This is a genomic window from Conchiformibius kuhniae DSM 17694, assembly GCF_000428785.1.
Taxonomy (GTDB): domain Bacteria; phylum Pseudomonadota; class Gammaproteobacteria; order Burkholderiales; family Neisseriaceae; genus Conchiformibius; species Conchiformibius kuhniae.
On sequence record NZ_KE386798.1, the window covers coordinates 1 to 16449 of the forward strand.

General features: G+C 55.0%; 14 protein-coding genes. 11 read left to right on the top strand and 3 right to left on the bottom strand.

Translation table 11 applies throughout. The features are described from left to right. The first annotated feature begins 257 nt into the window (after nt 1-257). The 6 genes from G392_RS0109680 to lolA all read left to right on the top strand — a co-directional run bounded on the left by G392_RS0109680 (nt 258) and on the right by lolA (nt 8169). Nucleotides 258-1778 (top strand): NADH-quinone oxidoreductase subunit M, encoded by a 1521-nt coding sequence (locus tag G392_RS0109680; RefSeq protein ID WP_027010053.1) that lies wholly within the window; start codon nt 258-260, stop codon nt 1776-1778. A gap of 10 nt (nt 1779-1788) precedes the next feature. Then, nucleotides 1789-3276, top strand: coding sequence for an NADH-quinone oxidoreductase subunit NuoN (gene nuoN / locus G392_RS0109685; RefSeq protein ID WP_027010054.1), 1488 nt, complete (start codon nt 1789-1791; stop codon nt 3274-3276). A gap of 89 nt (nt 3277-3365) precedes the next feature. Then, nucleotides 3366-3668 (top strand): DUF2818 family protein, encoded by a 303-nt coding sequence (locus tag G392_RS0109690; protein ID WP_034335102.1) that lies wholly within the window; start codon nt 3366-3368, stop codon nt 3666-3668. 113 nt (nt 3669-3781) lie between these two features. Further along, nucleotides 3782-4558 carry a transferrin-binding protein-like solute binding protein gene (locus tag G392_RS0109695; RefSeq protein ID WP_051255677.1) on the top strand — a complete coding sequence of 259 codons (777 nt, stop codon included), beginning with the start codon at nt 3782-3784 and terminating at the stop codon, nt 4556-4558. Between the two features lie 121 nt (nt 4559-4679). After that, a complete protein-coding gene (gene gyrA, locus G392_RS12715) occupies nt 4680-7364 on the top strand; it encodes a DNA gyrase subunit A (protein WP_034335105.1) in 2685 nt (894 codons plus the stop codon). A gap of 190 nt (nt 7365-7554) precedes the next feature. After that, nucleotides 7555-8169 (top strand): outer membrane lipoprotein periplasmic chaperone LolA, encoded by a 615-nt coding sequence (gene lolA / locus G392_RS0109705; RefSeq protein WP_027010057.1) that lies wholly within the window; start codon nt 7555-7557, stop codon nt 8167-8169. A gap of 126 nt (nt 8170-8295) precedes the next feature. Here the strand turns inward: lolA and G392_RS0109710 are convergent, their stop codons facing one another. After that, complete coding sequence (locus G392_RS0109710) at nt 8296-8709, bottom strand: hypothetical protein (protein WP_027010058.1); 414 nt, start codon at nt 8707-8709, stop codon at nt 8296-8298. A gap of 133 nt (nt 8710-8842) precedes the next feature. Further along, on the bottom strand, nt 8843-9046 hold the full coding sequence (locus tag G392_RS0109715) for a cold-shock protein (RefSeq protein WP_027010059.1): 204 nt from the start codon (nt 9044-9046) through the stop codon (nt 8843-8845). 199 nt (nt 9047-9245) lie between these two features. Between G392_RS0109715 and clpS the strand changes: the two genes are divergently transcribed. Then, a complete protein-coding gene (gene clpS, locus G392_RS0109720; RefSeq protein ID WP_027010060.1) occupies nt 9246-9548 on the top strand; it encodes an ATP-dependent Clp protease adapter ClpS in 303 nt (100 codons plus the stop codon). Further along, entirely contained in the window at nt 9545-11794 is a 2250-nt protein-coding gene (gene clpA / locus G392_RS0109725; RefSeq protein WP_027010061.1) for an ATP-dependent Clp protease ATP-binding subunit ClpA, read from the top strand. Before clpS ends, clpA begins: the two co-directional genes overlap by 4 nt. Nucleotides 11795-11946: 152 nt before the next feature. Here the strand turns inward: clpA and G392_RS0109730 are convergent, their stop codons facing one another. Continuing rightward, a complete protein-coding gene (locus tag G392_RS0109730; protein ID WP_027010062.1) occupies nt 11947-12318 on the bottom strand; it encodes a helix-turn-helix domain-containing protein in 372 nt (123 codons plus the stop codon). A gap of 208 nt (nt 12319-12526) precedes the next feature. Between G392_RS0109730 and G392_RS13765 the strand changes: the two genes are divergently transcribed. The 3 genes from G392_RS13765 (at nt 12527) to ppc (ending at nt 16176) form a co-directional block, all read left to right on the top strand. Beyond that, complete coding sequence (locus G392_RS13765; protein WP_156900897.1) at nt 12527-12730, top strand: hypothetical protein; 204 nt, start codon at nt 12527-12529, stop codon at nt 12728-12730. Nucleotides 12731-12791: 61 nt separating this feature from the next. Then, nucleotides 12792-13247, top strand: a complete 456-nt coding sequence (locus tag G392_RS13770) for a hypothetical protein (protein WP_156900898.1) — start codon at nt 12792-12794, stop codon at nt 13245-13247. A gap of 226 nt (nt 13248-13473) precedes the next feature. After that, nucleotides 13474-16176 (top strand): phosphoenolpyruvate carboxylase, encoded by a 2703-nt coding sequence (gene ppc, locus G392_RS0109745; protein ID WP_027010063.1) that lies wholly within the window; start codon nt 13474-13476, stop codon nt 16174-16176. Nucleotides 16177-16449: the final 273 nt, after the last annotated feature.

The following is a 16449-nucleotide window of genomic DNA, read 5'->3' on the forward strand; positions in this document are numbered from 1 at the left end:
AATATGGCGGTGGTAACGCAACATCTGAAAGCAGATGCAGAAAATGCTGTGAGTATTCAACAACAAATTGCTTTCCAGTTAGAACAGCAAGCGTAGGTTGGGTTAGGCGCAGCCGTAACCCAACGCTGCACAAAAAGTTTGGATTGTTGGGTTTGCGCTTCGCTAAACCCAACCTACAGAGTATCAAAACGGAAATATTTTCAGGCTGCCTGAAAACGGCGCACAGGTTTTAAAAATAGGGAACACAGGTAAAAACTATGTTTTTTAATCATTTACTCAGCTTGGCAATTTGGGTGCCGATTGTGGCGGGGGTGCTGGTTTTGGCAACCGGCTCGGACGAACGCGCCGGTTTCGCCCGCATTTTGGCATTAATCGGCGCGTTGGCAGGGTTTGCGGTAACGCTGCCTTTGTTTGCGCTGTTTGACCGTGCCAACGGCGGTTATCAGTTTGTGGAGCTGCTGCCGTGGATTCCGGCGCTGAATGTGAACTACGCTTTGGGCGTGGACGGCATTTCGGTGTTGTTTGTAATTTTGAACGCGTTTATCACGCTGATGGTGGTGCTGGCGGGCTGGGAAGTGATTCAGAAACGTCCGGCGCAGTATATGGCGGCGTTCCTCATCATGTCGGGCTTGATTAACGGCGCGTTTGCGGCGCAGGATGCTTTGCTGTTTTATGTGTTTTTTGAGGGCATGCTGATTCCGCTTTACCTGATTATCGGCATGTGGGGCGGGCCGCGCCGCGTGTATGCTTCGGTGAAGCTGTTTTTGTACACGCTGCTCGGTTCGCTGCTGATGCTGGTGGGTTTGGTGTATTTGTCGCATTTGGCGGGCGGCAGCTTTGCCATTGCCGATTTGCAGAATATCCGGCAAATTCCGATGGGCGTGCAGCAGTTGCTGTTTGTGGCGTTCTTTATGGCGTTTGCGGTGAAAGTGCCGATGTTCCCCGTGCATACTTGGCTGCCTGACGCGCACGTTGAAGCGCCGACCGGCGGCTCGATGGTGTTGGCGGCGATTACGCTGAAAATCGGCGCATACGGCTTTTTGCGCTTTATTTTGCCGGTGCTGCCCGATGCTTCGCGCTTTTTCGCGCCGGCGGTGATTGTGTTGAGCCTGATTGCGGTGATTTACATCGGCATGGTGGCTTTGGTGCAAACCGATATGAAAAAACTGGTGGCGTATTCGTCCATCAGCCACATGGGTTTCGTTACGCTGGGTATTTTCCTGTTTAGCGGCGTGTTTTCAGGCAGCCCGCTCGGCGAATTGAACGATTGGGGCTTGAAAGGCGCGATTGTGCAGATGATTTCGCACGGTTTTGTGTCGGCGGCGATGTTTATGTGCATCGGCGTGATGTACGACCGTTTGCACACGCGCAACATCGCCGACTACGGCGGCGTGGTGAACGTGATGCCGAAATTTGCCGCCTTTATGATGCTGTTTGGCATGGCGAACGCCGGTTTGCCTGCCACTTCCGGCTTTGTCGGCGAATTTATGGTGATTATGGGCGCGGTGGAAGTGAATTTGTGGATTGGCGCACTGGCGGCGCTGACGCTGATTTACGGCGCGTCCTACACGCTGTGGATGTACAAGCGCACCATTTTCGGCGAAATCACCAATCCCGAAGTGCGCGAAATGAAAGACATCAACTGCCGCGAATTTGCGATTTTGGCAATTTTGGCGGCGGCGGTGCTGGGCATGGGCTTGTATCCCGAGCCGTTTGTGGCGGTGGTGCATCAGGCTGCCGACCATTTGATTGCCCAAGTGGCGCAAAGTAAGATTTGAGGTGCAAGCGATGAATTGGAATCCGAATTGGAATTGGGCTGACCTGAATTTAACCGTTGCCGCGCCGGAAATCGTGCTGTTGGCGGGTTTGTTCTACGTATTGTTGGCGGATTTGTGGACGAGCGACAAAAACCGCTACATCACCCATTGGATGAGCATCGGCGTGTTGCTGGGTGCGGCATTCGGGCAATGGGCGGTGTGGCAGGACGGTGCGGTGTCGGCGTTTGAAGGCATGTATGTGGCGGACGGCTTGTCGCAACTGACCAAAATCGCCGTGTATCTGGGTACGGCGGCGCTGTTTGTGTATGCCAAACCCTACAACCAAATGCGCGGCATTTACAAAGGCGAGTTTTACACGCTGGCATTGTTCGCCGTGAGCGGCATGAGCGTGATGATTAGCGCCAACCACTTTTTGAGCGCGTATTTGGGCTTGGAACTGCTGTCGCTGGCACTGTATGCCATGATTGCCTTCCGCCGCGATTCGGTGGTGGCTTCGGAGGCTGCCTTAAAATATTTCGTGTTGGGCGCGTTGGCATCGGGGCTGCTGCTCTACGGCATCTCGATGGTGTACGGCGCAACCGGCACGCTGCAATTTGACCAAATCATTACCCTGTCGCAAGCGGGCGCGGTAAACGGCTGGCTGCTGAAATTGGGCGTGTTGTTTATCGTGGCGGCGGTGGCGTTCAAATTCGGTGCGGTGCCGTTCCACATGTGGGTGCCGGACGTGTATCAGGGTGCGCCGACTTCGGTGGCGGCGTTTGCCGGTTCCGTGCCGAAAATCGCGGCAACCGTGTTCGCTTTCCGCATTTTGGTAACCGGTTTTGCCCTGCAAAAAGGCGATTGGCAGGTAATGTTTGCGATTTTGGCGGTGTTGTCGCTGCTGGTGGGCAATTTGGCGGCGATTATGCAAACCGACATCAAGCGCATGTTCGCGTTTTCCACCGTGTCGCATATGGGCTTTATTTTGCTGGCGTTTTTGGGCAGCGTGATTGGCGTTCAGGCAGCCGTGTACTACGCGCTGGCGTATGCGCTGATGGCTTTGGCGGGCTTCGGCGTGCTGATGCTGCTGTCGCGCGACAATCACGAATGCACCGAGTTGAGCCATCTGGCGGGCTTGAACCAGCGCAATGCGTGGTATGCCTTTGTGATGCTGCTGGTGATGTTCAGCATGGCGGGCATTCCGCCCCTGATGGGCTTTTACGCCAAATTCGCCGTACTCAAAGCGCTGATTACCGCCAGTCCCTATGCTTGGACGCTGCCTGTGGCGGTGTTTGCGGTAGTGATGTCGCTGGTGGGCGCGTTCTACTACTTGCGCGTGGTGAAAATCATGTATTTTGACGAGAAAAGCGATGATGCGCCGATTGAGAGCGAAGGTTTCGCCAAGCTGCTGCTGTCGGCAAATGCCTTGCTGCTGCTGGTGTGGGGCATGGCGCCCGACCGCTTGATGACGTGGATTGAGCTGGCGGTGAAACACACGGGCTTGAGCATCGGCGGATAAGCCGTCCGAATCCGTGCGCGGGTTGTCCGAAAGCGTTTCGGGCAACCCGTTTTCTGTGTACAATCGCTGCCTTGCTGTGGAGAAATCCGATGACTGCTTCCATGTATGCCTTGCTGGCTTTGACCGTGTTTTTTGCCAATTTCCCGTTTCTGAGCCAACGTGCTTTGGGCGTATTTGCCCTGAAAAACGGCAAACGCTTTCCCCATCATTTGGGCGAGTGGTTGTTGGGCTTGCTGCTGGCGGGGGCGTTGGCAAGGCTGTTGGAAGCGCGGGCGGGCGCGGTGCATCAGCAGGATTGGGAGTTTTATGCGGTGGTGTTGTGTTTGTATGCGGTGTTTGCGTTTCCGGCGTTCGTGTGGCGTTATTTTTGGCACGGACGCAACAAAGATTAGCATTTATTTTTAAATAAAATCATGTATTTAGCTTTAGCTTTAGCTTTAGCTTTAGCGACCTTTGCGCCCGTGTTTTCTGTTAATATGGGTGTTTTTGTTTGGAGTTTTTGACGATGAAGAAAATGATTTTGGCGGCTGCGTGCGCTTTGGCATTGGCGGCGTGCGGCAGCAGTGGCGGCGGCAGCGTTTCCTACAACAGCAGTGTTTCCAAAGGCAGCTCGGGCAGCACAGGCAGTTCGGGCGCTGCGCCTGCCACTGCCCGCGTGCAGAGCGGTAAAAATTATTTTGTCGTTGCCAACGGCAAGCAGCAGCTTGCTTTTCCCGATGCGGCGAAAATCCGCAAGCTGAATGTGAACGGTGTGGAATTTGATTTGACAGACGGGCGTTACGGCGCACAAGTCAATAACGGCTGGCGTTCTTTCGGCAACGGCTTGATGGCAGGTCAGCGTCCGCCCGCAGGTGTGGAATCCTTTAATGTGTGGGTTGGCTCGAACAACACCACAGCCGGGGTCATCACGGCAATTGCCAATGGCGAAAAGCAGCGTTTTGCGTTTTTCAACGGCAAGCCCACCGATGTGAAACAATTGCCTTCGGGACGGGTGGTGTATGATGTGGGGGTGGTCAGCACCTCGCCGGCAGGCAGCTTTATGACCCGTTCGCTTGATGTTACCGCAGATTTTGCCACGAAAAAGGTCAGTGCGAACATTGAACGTACGGCAGGGAACAACGGCATTGTGCTGAATGCCGACATCAAGGGCAACCGTTTTGAGTCGCCCAAAGGCGCGGCAACTTCGGTGCAAGGCGGCTTTTTCGGCAACGGTGCGGCGGAAATCGGCGGCGTGTTTGCCAACGGTCAAACGGTCGGCGCATTTGTGGGCAAGAAAAAATAATTTGTGTTGAGGGCACCGCCGCAGCAGGAAAATCCGTTTCTGCTGCGGTTTTTGTTGCGCCGTTGTTGGGGCGAATCGTGATAAAATAGCCCGTTTTTTGAACCCTTTCGGAAGCCACGCCATGAGCAGCGCACACGACCACCAATTCGCCAAAGAAACCATCGCCGTCAGCCTAGAAGACGAAATGCGCCAATCCTATTTGGATTATGCCATGAGCGTGATTGTCGGGCGCGCGCTGCCCGATGTGCGCGATGGTTTGAAGCCCGTCCACCGCCGCGTGCTGTATGCCATGCACGAACTCAAAAACAATTGGAACGCCGCCTACAAAAAATCCGCCCGCGTGGTCGGCGATGTGATTGGTAAATACCACCCGCACGGCGACACCGCCGTTTACGACACCATCGTGCGCATGGCGCAGCCGTTTTCGTTGCGCTATATGCTGGTGGACGGGCAGGGCAACTTCGGCTCGGTGGACGGAGACGGCGCGGCGGCGATGCGTTACACCGAAATCCGCATGGCGAAAATCGCCCACGAAATGCTCGCCGACATCGGTGAAGACACCGTGGATTTCGGCGACAACTATGACGGCTCGGAACAAGAACCGCTTATCCTGCCCGCCCGCATTCCGGGCTTGCTGGTAAACGGCTCGGCGGGGATTGCGGTCGGCATGGCCACCAATATCCCCCCGCACAATCTGCGCGACACCGTTGATGCCTGCCTGAAACTCTTGGACGAGCCCGATGCCGACATCGATGCCCTGATAGACATTATCCAAGCCCCCGATTTTCCCACCGGCGCCACCATTTACGGCTTGAGCGGCGTGCGTGCTGCCTACCGCACCGGTCGCGGGCGCGTGGTGATGCGCGCCAAAACCCATTTGGAGCCCATCGGCAAAAACGGCGAGCGCGAAGCCATCATCGTGGACGAAATCCCCTATCAGGTGAACAAAGCCAAGCTGGTGGAAAAAATCGGCGAACTGATGCGCGAAAAAACGGTGGACGGCATCGCCGCGCTGAGGGACGAGTCCGACAAATCGGGCATGCGCATCGTGATTGAGCTCAAACGCAACGAAAACAGCGAAGTGGTGCTGAACCAGTTGTACAAACTCACCGCCCTGCAAGACAGCTTCGGCATCAATATGGTGGCGTTGGCGGACGGGCAGCCGCGTTTGCTGAATTTGAAGCAGATTATCGGCGAATTTTTGCGTCACCGCCGCGAAGTTTTGACCCGCCGCACGCTGTTCCGCCTGAAAAAAGCCCGCGCCGAAGGGCATATCGCCGAAGGCAAAGCTGTTGCACTGTCCAATATTGACGAGATGATTGCGCTGATTAAGGCTTCCGCCGATGCCGATGCGGCACGTACCGCTTTGCTGGGGCGGGCATGGCGGTCGGATTTGGTGGCGCAGATGCTGTCGCGCAGCGATGTGGATTGGGCGTTGGCGCGGCCGGACGGTTTGCCGGAAAGCTGCGGCTTGCAGGCAGACGGTTATTATTTGAGCGAGGAGCAGGCGCGGGCGATTTTGCGCATGAGTTTGCGTAATCTGACCGGTCTTGACCAAGACGAAATTTTAAACGAATACAAAAACCTGATGGACGTGATTGCCGATTTGTCGGACATTTTGGCGAAGCCGCAGCGCATCAGCCTGATGATGCGCGAGGAGTTGGAGGCGGTGAAAACGCAGTTCGGCGACGAACGCCGCAGCGACATCAATCCTTTCGGCGGCGGCGACATTGCCGATGAAGATTTGATTCCGCCGCGCGATATGGCGGTTACGCTCACGCACGGCGGCTACATCAAAACCCAGCCGGTTACCGACTATCAGGCGCAACGGCGCGGCGGGCGCGGCAAACAGGCAGCCGCCACCAAAGACGAGGATTTCATTACCGGTTTGTTTGTGGCGAACACGCATGATTATTTGTTGTGTTTCACCAATTTGGGGCGTTGCCATTGGATTAAGGTGTACAGGCTGCCCGAAGGCGGGCGGCAGTCGCGCGGGCGGCCGATTGCCAACGTCATCAATCTGGACGAGGGCGAAACCGTCAGCGCGATTTTGGCGGTGCGCGATTTTCCCGAAGACGAATATGTGTTTTTCGCCACCGCGCAGGGCATGGTGAAAAAAGTGCAGCTTTCCGCGTTTAAAAACGTGCGGCGGGACGGTATCCGCGCCATCGGTTTGAAAGACGGCGACAGCTTGGTGGGCGTGGCGAAAACGTCGGGGCGGGACGACATCATGCTGTTTTCCAATTTGGGCAAGGCGATTCGTTTTAACGAATATTGGGAAAAATCGGCGGGCGGCGAGGACGAAGACCACGATGCAGGCAGCCTGAACGATGAGGCGGAAGAGGGCGGCGACACGCCCGTCAAAGCCAACGGCGTGCGTCCGAGCGGACGCGGTTCGGGCGGTTTGCGCGGCATGCGCCTGCCGGAAAACGGCCGCATCGTCAGCCTGCTGGTGGCGGCGCCCGACACGCCGCAACAGGTGCTGGCCGCCACCGCCAACGGCTACGGCAAGCGCACGCCCTTTGCCGATTATCCGAAAAAAGGCAAAGGCGGTCAGGGCAATATCGCCATCAACACCGGCGAGCGCAACGGCGATTTGGTGGCCGCCGCGCTGGTGTCGGAACAGGACGATTTGATGCTGATTACATCGGGCGGCGTGTTAATCCGCACCGAAGTGGCGCAAGTGCGCGAAACCGGCCGCGCGGCGGCGGGGGTGAAACTCATCAATTTGGGCGAGGGCGAAACGCTGGTGAGCTTGGAGCGCGTGGCGGAAACCGAAGACGATGCCGAAGATGCACAGCCGTAAACGTTGCCGCCGTGCCACGCCCTTGCACTGCGGCGGATTAAAATTCGGTTAAGCTGCGGAGCGCTTATTGTTTGAAATAAAAAACTTGCGTTTTAATATACCTTTACACGGGCGAAAACGGCTTTTCAGCAGTACGGCAAATATGTTACGGTGTAACATCTTTATCACAACCGTATCAGGAGACATCACCATGAAAAAAATCACCACCCGTTTGGCAGCGTGCGTGCTTGCCCTGTCTGCCGCAACCGTGCATGCGGGCGCGATTGACGACTTGAAACAGTTCAACAACGACGCGGACGGCTTGAGCGGCAGCTTTACCCAAACCGTTAAAGCCAAAAAGAAAAACCAAACCAGCTCCGGCTCGTTCAAAATCCTGCGTCCGGGCTTGTTCAAATGGGACTACACCAAGCCCTACCGCCAGACCATTGTCGGCGACGGCAAACACATTTGGCTGTATGACCAAGATTTGAAACAGGTTACCAAGTCCGACCAAGACCAAACCATCGGCGACAGCCCGGCGGCGATTTTGTCGAACAAATCGGCATTGGAAAGCAGCTACTCGCTCAAAGAAGACGGCAGCGCGGGCGGCATCGATTATGTGCTGGCAACGCCCAAGCGCAACAATGCGGGCTACCAATTTATCCGCATCGGCTTCAAAGGCGGGCAATTGGCGGCGATGGAGCTGAAAGACGGCTTCGGCAACCAAACGGCAATTCGTTTTCACGGCGTGAACACCAAGCCCAATTTGTCCAAAGGCGCGTTTAAATTCGTGCCGCCCAAAGGGGTGGACGTGTTGTCGCAATAATTTTGCCGTAGGGCGGGTCATCAATTGACCGATAAAGCCCCATACCGTCATTCCCGCCTGCGCGGAAATGACGGTGATTTTTTATTTCTCTGATTTTCAGTAGAAAAATTCAAATAACGGCACAGCCTAACGGGCGCGGCAGGGCGTTTCCAGCAAACGTTTGCTGACGGCGTAGTCGGTGTCGGGATAGGTTAAAACGCCGCTTGTGCCGTTTTCCTGCCAACGCAGGGTGTTTTTGGCATTGGCATAGCGGTGGTTGCCGCCGTCAAGATAGTCGATAAACGCTTCTTTGCGGTTGTTGTTGAATGCCAAGCTGATGCGCTGGGGGCTGCGGTATTTGATGGAAATCCGATAGCCGTTGTCGCACACGAAGCTGCCGTAACGGGCGTTGGGGTCGCGTTCCCAGCCGCCGATGGCAACGCCGTCCAGCTTGGCGTTCATCATGCAGCCCGACAATAGCAGGGCGGCGGCGGGCAGGACGGCACGGACGCGTAAGGTGCGTTGCGGGCGGGAGATGGCGGTAAAATGCTGTTCGGACATGGTGTTTGATGGGTGTTCGGGTGGAAAAGGGCGCGATTATAGCGCATTTGTTTTGCCCGATACAATGAAACGGCAGCGCGGGTGCGGCTGCCGTTGCTCAAATTGCGCAAGCATGCGGTCAAGGAAGCGGCGTTCAGGCCGTTTCGATGTTGGCTGCTTGTTTGCCTTTGGGGCCTTCGGTTACATCAAAGGAAACTTTCTGCCCTTCTTTTAAAGTTTTGAAACCTTCCATATTGATGGACGAGAAGTGGGCGAACAGGTCTTCGCCGCCTTCGTCGGGGGTGATGAAGCCGAAGCCTTTTGCATCGTTGAACCATTTAACAATACCGGTTGCCATAATCAGTTTTACTTTCCTGAAAAAAATTGAACAAAAGGGTAAAACATCGCCTGCTGCCAAACAGGGCTTGCGCCTTGAGACATAAAGCGGTTTCACTGGTTAGCTTTTTACCGATGTTGCTGCGAACAGTCAAGCTGATGCTTGGGAAAGGCGCGTTTTTTCATTAAAATAGCGAAAAAATGCAACAAAGCGAAACCATATGACCGCCACCCGTTCCGATGCCGCCGTTGTGCGCGGCAAACTGTCGCCGCCCAAACGCTGCGGCGTGTTCCTGCTCAACGACGACTACACGCCGATGGATTTTGTCGTGGACGTGCTTACCGACATTTTCCTGATGCCGCAGCAGCAGGCGGTGGCCGTGATGCTGGCCGTCCACCATCAGGGCAAAGGCCTGTGCGGGATTTACAGCCGCGACATCGCCGAAACCAAACGACAGCAGGTGATGCAACTGGCCGCCGCCGCCGGACACCCCCTGCTTTGCACCCTTGAGGAATTATCATGATTGCCGAATCTTTGGAAACCATTTTGCAGCAGATGTACGAACAGGCGCAAAGCCAACGTCATGAAATGGTGGGCTTGGAACACCTGCTGCTCGCCCTGATTGAATACAGCGAAGACGTGTCCGGAATGCTCGCCCACTGCGGCGCCGACACCGCCCTGCTCGCCGCCCAGCTTGAAGACAGCATTCGCGAAAACACCCCCGTGCTGCCCGCCGAACAAGCCCGCTACACCGAACCCGAACCCACCATCGGCTTCCAACGCGTGATGCAACGGGCGATGATACACGTCCAAAGCGCGGGTAAACGCGAAGTGTATCCCGCCGATGTCTTGGTAGCCGTGCTGGACGAAAAAGACAGCTACGCCGCCTATTTTCTGAAACTGCAATCGGTAAGCCGTTATGATTTGCTGCGTTACCTCTCGCACGGCATCGCTCCGGACGGCAGGCTGCCTGAAAACGATGAAGACGAACCTTCCGCCGCCGCCAAACCGCTTGAAGCCTACACCGTCTGCCTGAACGAAGAAGTCCGCGCCGGACGCATCGACCCCTTAATCGGGCGCGAACACGAAATGCGCCGCCTGATACAAGTTCTCTGCCGCCGCCGCAAAAACAACCCGCTTCTGGTCGGCGAAGCGGGCGTGGGCAAAACCGCGCTGGCGGAAGGCTTGGCGTATCTGATTGAACAGAAAAAAGTTCCCGAAATCTTGGCAAATGCCACCGTGTTCGCGCTGGACATGGGCGCACTGCTGGCGGGCGCGAAATATCGCGGCGATTTTGAAGCGCGGGTGAAAGCGGTGTTAAAAGAATTGGCAAAACAAGATGATGCTGTTTTATTTATTGACGAAATCCACACTTTAATCGGCGCAGGCAGCACGCAGGGCGGAACCATGGACGCCTCCAACCTGCTCAAACCCGCTTTGGCAAAAGGCGCGTTGCGCTGCATCGGCGCAACCACCTACGAAGAACACCGCAGCGTGTTCAGCAAAGACCACGCCTTAAGCCGCCGTTTCCAAAAAATTGATGTCGCCGAACCGAGCGTGGCGGAAACCGTTGCCATTTTGCACGGCCTGAAACCCGCGTTTGAAGCGCACCACCAAGTTGCCTATGCCGAAGACGCGCTTCAGGCAGCCGCCGAATTGTCCGCCAAACACATCAACGACCGCTTTTTGCCCGACAAAGCCATTGACATCATTGACGAATCCGGCGCGGCGCAACGGCTGCTGCCGCCCGAACAGCGCGCCACACACATCGGGCGCGATGAAATTGAAAAAGTGGTGGCGCAAATCGCCCGCATTCCCGAAAAAAACGTGTCGCATGACGACAAACAAGTGCTGCAACACCTTGCCCGCGATTTGAAAAACATGGTGTTCGGGCAGGACGCGGCGATTGATGCGCTGGTGTCGGCGGTGAAAATGTCGCGTTCCGGTCTCGGGCTGCCTGAAAAGCCCGTTGGCAGTTTTCTGTTTTCCGGCCCGACAGGGGTCGGCAAAACCGAAGTCGCCCGCCAGCTTGCCTACGCGCTGGGCATTCCCCTGCAACGCTTTGATATGTCGGAATATATGGAAGCGCACGCCGTGTCGCGGCTGATTGGTGCGCCGCCGGGCTATGTCGGACACGAACAGGCGGGTTTGCTCACCGATGCCGTGAACAAACAACCGCATTGCGTGCTGCTGCTGGACGAAATTGAGAAAGCCCACCGCGATATTTACAACGTGCTGCTGCAAGTAATGGACTACGGCAAACTCACCGACAACAACGGCAAAAGCGCGGATTTCCGCAACGTGATTTTGATTATGACCACCAACGCGGGCGCGGAAGCCTTGAGCAAACCGCAATTCGGCTTTACCGGCAGCCACCGGCGCGGCGATGAAATGGCGGACATCAAAAAACAATTCAGCCCCGAATTCCGCAACCGTTTGGACGCGGTGGTGCCGTTTGCACCGCTCACGCCGCCGATTGTTGCCCGCGTGGTGGACAAATTTTTGTTGGAATTGGAGCAGCAATTATTGGCGAAAAACGTGGAAGCCGCATTTGCGCCCGCGTTGCGCCGCCACCTTGCCGAAAAGGGCTTTGACCCGCACATGGGCGCGCGCCCGATGCAAAGGCTGATTCGCGAAACCATTCGCAGCGTGTTGGCGGACGAATTGTTGTTCGGCAAGCTGGCCAACGGCGGCGCGGTGAAATTGGATTGGGACGCGGAAAAAGAAAAAACGGTGTTGAAATTCAGTCGGAAAAAAGAAGCGGCGTGAGTTTCAGGCTGCCTGAAATGTAGCTTTTGTAGGCTGGGTTAGGCGTTAGCCGTAACCCGGCTAAATGTGTTGGGTTTACGCTGACGCTTCAACCCAACCTATGCTTGCTGACGGCGATAATTTGGTAGGCGGCAAGGTGTACCGCAAGCGATTTATTTGTTGTTTTGCAGTGAAGACAGAATATTACTTAACAACTCAATTTGTTGCGCCTGCTGTTCAATTAATTTATCTTTTTGCGCCAAAATTTCGGTCATGTCTTGCCAATTATACATATCATTTGCAGATAAATTGCCAATATCATTATCAATAATATAAATAAAATTTTTCTTATCCAAAGAAAGCAAATCGCCAGCGTCCATATTGAAAATATTGGCAATTTGTTCCAAACGCTCAACGCGCATCTTAATTTCCCCACGTTCCAATTTGGCATAATTATTGGGTGTCATATGCAGTTTGTGCGCCATTTCTTCTTGAGAAAGCTTCTTCAGTTCTCTAACTTTTCGTACTTTTTCGCCAATATCCATCACAAACTCCTTAAATTTAACAGTTATTATTCCAAATTAGAATAATAACTATCTCTAATTTAATCTGTTCATCATAACAGCTTTTTTCTAAAATACCCCGTAAATTAACTTTTTTTAACTTTAGTTGGAGAAACATCATGAAAAAGCTGATTTCAATTTTGATGCTAACAGGTTTGGTAAGTGCTTGTGCCACCAAGACTAAGCAAGAGTGGGTGATTACAAAAAAGCAGGGGTCTCTCAAGAAAAGTTTGCCAAAGATTTGGAATTTTGTGAAACAGGTGGACTCTCTGGTTTTTTATCTTTTCTGAAAGATAAAGCCATGAAAGCAAACGGTGGAAAAGAATTGCCATGGGAAGAGCAAGTTGCAATATGTATGAGATCGCATGGACATGAAGCAAAAAGAATAAAATAAATTTTCCTGTTCCAAATTCACTGGTCTCGGTTTTTATCTTTAATAAACAAAGGACTCTATCATGAATAAAAAAGTTTTAAGTACCTGTTTGATGTCAATTCTGTTTGCTGCATCAACAGTATCTCATGCAAAACAACAGGCTCAATCACAGGTTAAAGAGGGTAATTACCGTTGTATGAGTTACCGTAGCGACCGACCAACAATGGGTGAGGAACATGTACGTTCCCAAAAAGAAGAGCTTATTCAAAATAAACTCAACAATCCCACAATCTTATCAATTAAACGCGGTAAACAGAAAACAATAAGGGTTAAAACTTTAAAACAAGGGAGCTTTGAGATAGCAGCTCAAACATTAAAACCAACTTCCAGTCCTAATTCATTCCATCGTATTGAATTTGATGATGCAGGTTGGTTTTCATATAAATTGAGTTTAAGTTTTTTGCCAGATAATCAAGTGCAGATGAAAAGCGTAGGTGATGGCATGGAATTTACAATTCAGTGTGTTAAACATAACTAGGGTACAAAAGTTTACCGCATACTAATGCGTGCAGGCTGCTTGAAATATTTTCAGGCAGCCTGAAACTTTTATTGCCAATTCTCCCACTTGGACGTTTTCCCGATACCCGCATTCAAATTACAGTGTATTGACAGACGAATTGTTGTTTGGCAAGCTGGCAAACGGCGGCGCGGTGAAATGGAATTGGGACGACAAAAACGCTACACCCCAACAGGAGAAACACACCATGCGATTCAATTTGTTTGACCGTCCCGAAGATGCGCCTTTGGCTGCCGATGCCGCGCTGATGACCGATGCGCTGCTGGATTTGTTGCGCGAGCAAACCGATGCCACTGTGGTCGAAGCGGTACGCGCTTTGGCGGCGGCGGACGACAGCAGCCGCACCGTTGCCGCGCTGCTGCCGCGTTTGAGCCGCCGCCAAACCGAAAACCTGATTAGCGCCTGCGGCTTGTTCGCGCAAATTCTGAACATCACCGAAGACGTGCATCACGAACGTTTGCGTTTGGCACACGAAAGCGAAGGCGGCACGCACGACGGCGACATCGCCGCCACCGTTGCCAAACTGCAGGCGCACGGCGTATCGGCGGCGCAGGTGCAGGCAGCGTTGGACACCACCTTTGTTGCCGCCGTTCTCACCGCCCACCCCACCGAAGTGCAGCGTCAAACCGTTTTGGGTTTCCACCGCCGCATCCGTGCGCTGCTGGTGCGGCGCGAACACTGCCGCCACCCCGAAGGCTTGGCAGACATCGACCGCGAATTGCGCCAAATCCTGCTTGCCTTGTGGCAAAGCAGCGAAACGCGCCGTTTCAAGCTCACCGTGCAGGGCGAAATCAACAACGGCGTCAATATTTTCCCGCTCAGCTTGTTTCAAGCGCTGCCGCAGTGCTACCGCCGCGTGCAAAACCGCTTGCGCGGCGCGTTTGGCGGGGGCGTGCGCGTTCCCGACCTGCTGCACATCGGCGGCTGGATTGGCGGCGACCGCGACGGCAACCCCTTTGTCGATGCGTCCACCCTGCGCCATGCCTTCGTGCGCCACGCCGATGCCGTGTTCCACCACTACCGCGAACAACTGCGCCTGTTGCTGCAAGAATTGCCCCTGTCGGTGCGGCGCGTGCAGGTCAGTGCCGCGCTGGCGCAATTGGCATCGCACAGCCCCGACCGCGAAACCGCCCGCGAAGAAGAACCCTACCGCCGCGCCGTTGCCCACATCTTGTCGCGCCTGATTGCCAAAGCGCACCAACTGGGCTTGACTTTGGGCTGCTGGTACGGCTTGGGCGAGCCTTATGCCGACACGGCGGAATTTCTGGCAGACCTGCACACCGTGCGCGATTCGTTGCGGGCGCACGGCAGCGCGGCATTGGCGGAAGGGCGTTTGGCAGACATCATCCGCACCGCTTCGGTGTGCGGCTTCCACCTGATGAGCTTGGACTTGCGCCAACACGCCGACAAGCACGCCCAAGTGGTTGCCGAACTGTTTGCCCGTGCGGGCTTGGAAGACTATCACGCCCTTGACGAAGCGGGCAAACAAAACGTTTTGCTGCGCGAACTGCGCCATTCGCGCCCGCTCTACAGCCCCTATCTTGCCTACGGCGACCTGACGCGCAGCGAATTGGACGTGTTTCACGAAGCGCGGCGCATCAAAGCCGAATTTGGCGAACAGGCAGTGTGTCAAAGCATCATTTCCAACTGCGAACAGCCCAGCGACATGTTGGCACTGGCGCTGCTGTTGAAAGAAACCGGTTTGCTGGTGTGGCGCGGCGGCAAACCGCACAGCCGCATCAACATCGTCCCCCTGTTTGAAACCATCGGCGCATTGGCATCATCGGCAGAGGTAATGGCGCAAATGTTTGAATTGTCGTGGTATCGGGACGTATTGGCAGGGCGCGGCAACACGCAGGAAATCATGCTCGGCTATTCCGACAGCAACAAAGACGGCGGCTATGTCAGCAGCACGTGGGGGCTGTATCAGGCAGAGTCCGCATTGGTGGACGTGTTTGCCCGCTACGGCGTGCAGATGCGCCTGTTTCACGGACGCGGCGGCAGTGTCGGGCGCGGCGGCGGGCCGTCCTACCAAGCCGTGTTGGCACAACCTGCCGGCAGCGTGGCAGGGCAAATCCGCATCACCGAGCAGGGCGAAGTCATCACCAACAAATACGCCAACCCCGACAACGCCGCACGCAATCTGGAAACATTGATTGCCGCCACGCTCGAAGCCGTCTTGCTCCCGCCGGTCAGCCCGCCCGATGCCGCACTGATGGACGCCCTGTCTGCCGCCGCCTTCCGCCACTACCGCGAACTCATCAACGGCGAAGGCTTCATCGACTACTTCCTGCAAACCAGCCCCATTCACGAAATCGCCACCCTCAATCTCGGCAGCCGCCCCGCCAGCCGCAAAACCTTGTCGCGCATACAGGATTTGCGTGCCATTCCATGGGTGTTCGCATGGGCGCAAAACCGCCTGATGCTGCCGGCGTGGTACGGCTTCGGCAGCGCCGTTGCCGAACTGTGCCGCGACAACCCCGAACACCTTGAGCAACTGCGCGAACACGCCCGCAGCAACCTGTTTTTCCAAACCATGCTTTCCAACATGGAACAAGTGATGGCAAAGACCGACATCACCCTTGCCCGCCACTACGCCGAATTGAGCCGCGACCGCGAACGCGGAAAAGCCATCTTCGCCCGCATCGGCGAAGAATACCGCCTGAGCCTGCAAGCCCTGCAAGACATCTTGCAAACCGATGCCCTGCTGCGCGGCAACCGCAGCTTGGCGCGTTCGCTGGCACTGCGCATGCCCTATCTGAATGCACTGGGCGGCATTCAGGTTGCCCTGCTGCACCAACTGCGCGGCGAGCCCGAGCAAAGCGACCTACTGAATCTGGTGCATGCCACCATCAACGGCGTGGCACAAGGCTTGCGCAACACGGGATAGGGCGTGCCGCAACCATGCAAAAACCCTGCCTTTAATCGGGCAGGGCTTTTGTGTGGCAAGGCTGAAAATCAGTGTGATATAAAAAATGCCGTCATTCCCGCGAATGCGGGAATCCACTGAACGATGCTCGGCACAAGCGATGTTTTATGATAAATAAAGGTTTGTCGTGCTTTGATGTGGATTCCCGCCTGCGCGGGAATGACGGTACAGGGTTTTATTGGTCAATCGATAACGCGACCCTAATAATGGGGCGGGTTTTCCGACCCCGCAAAC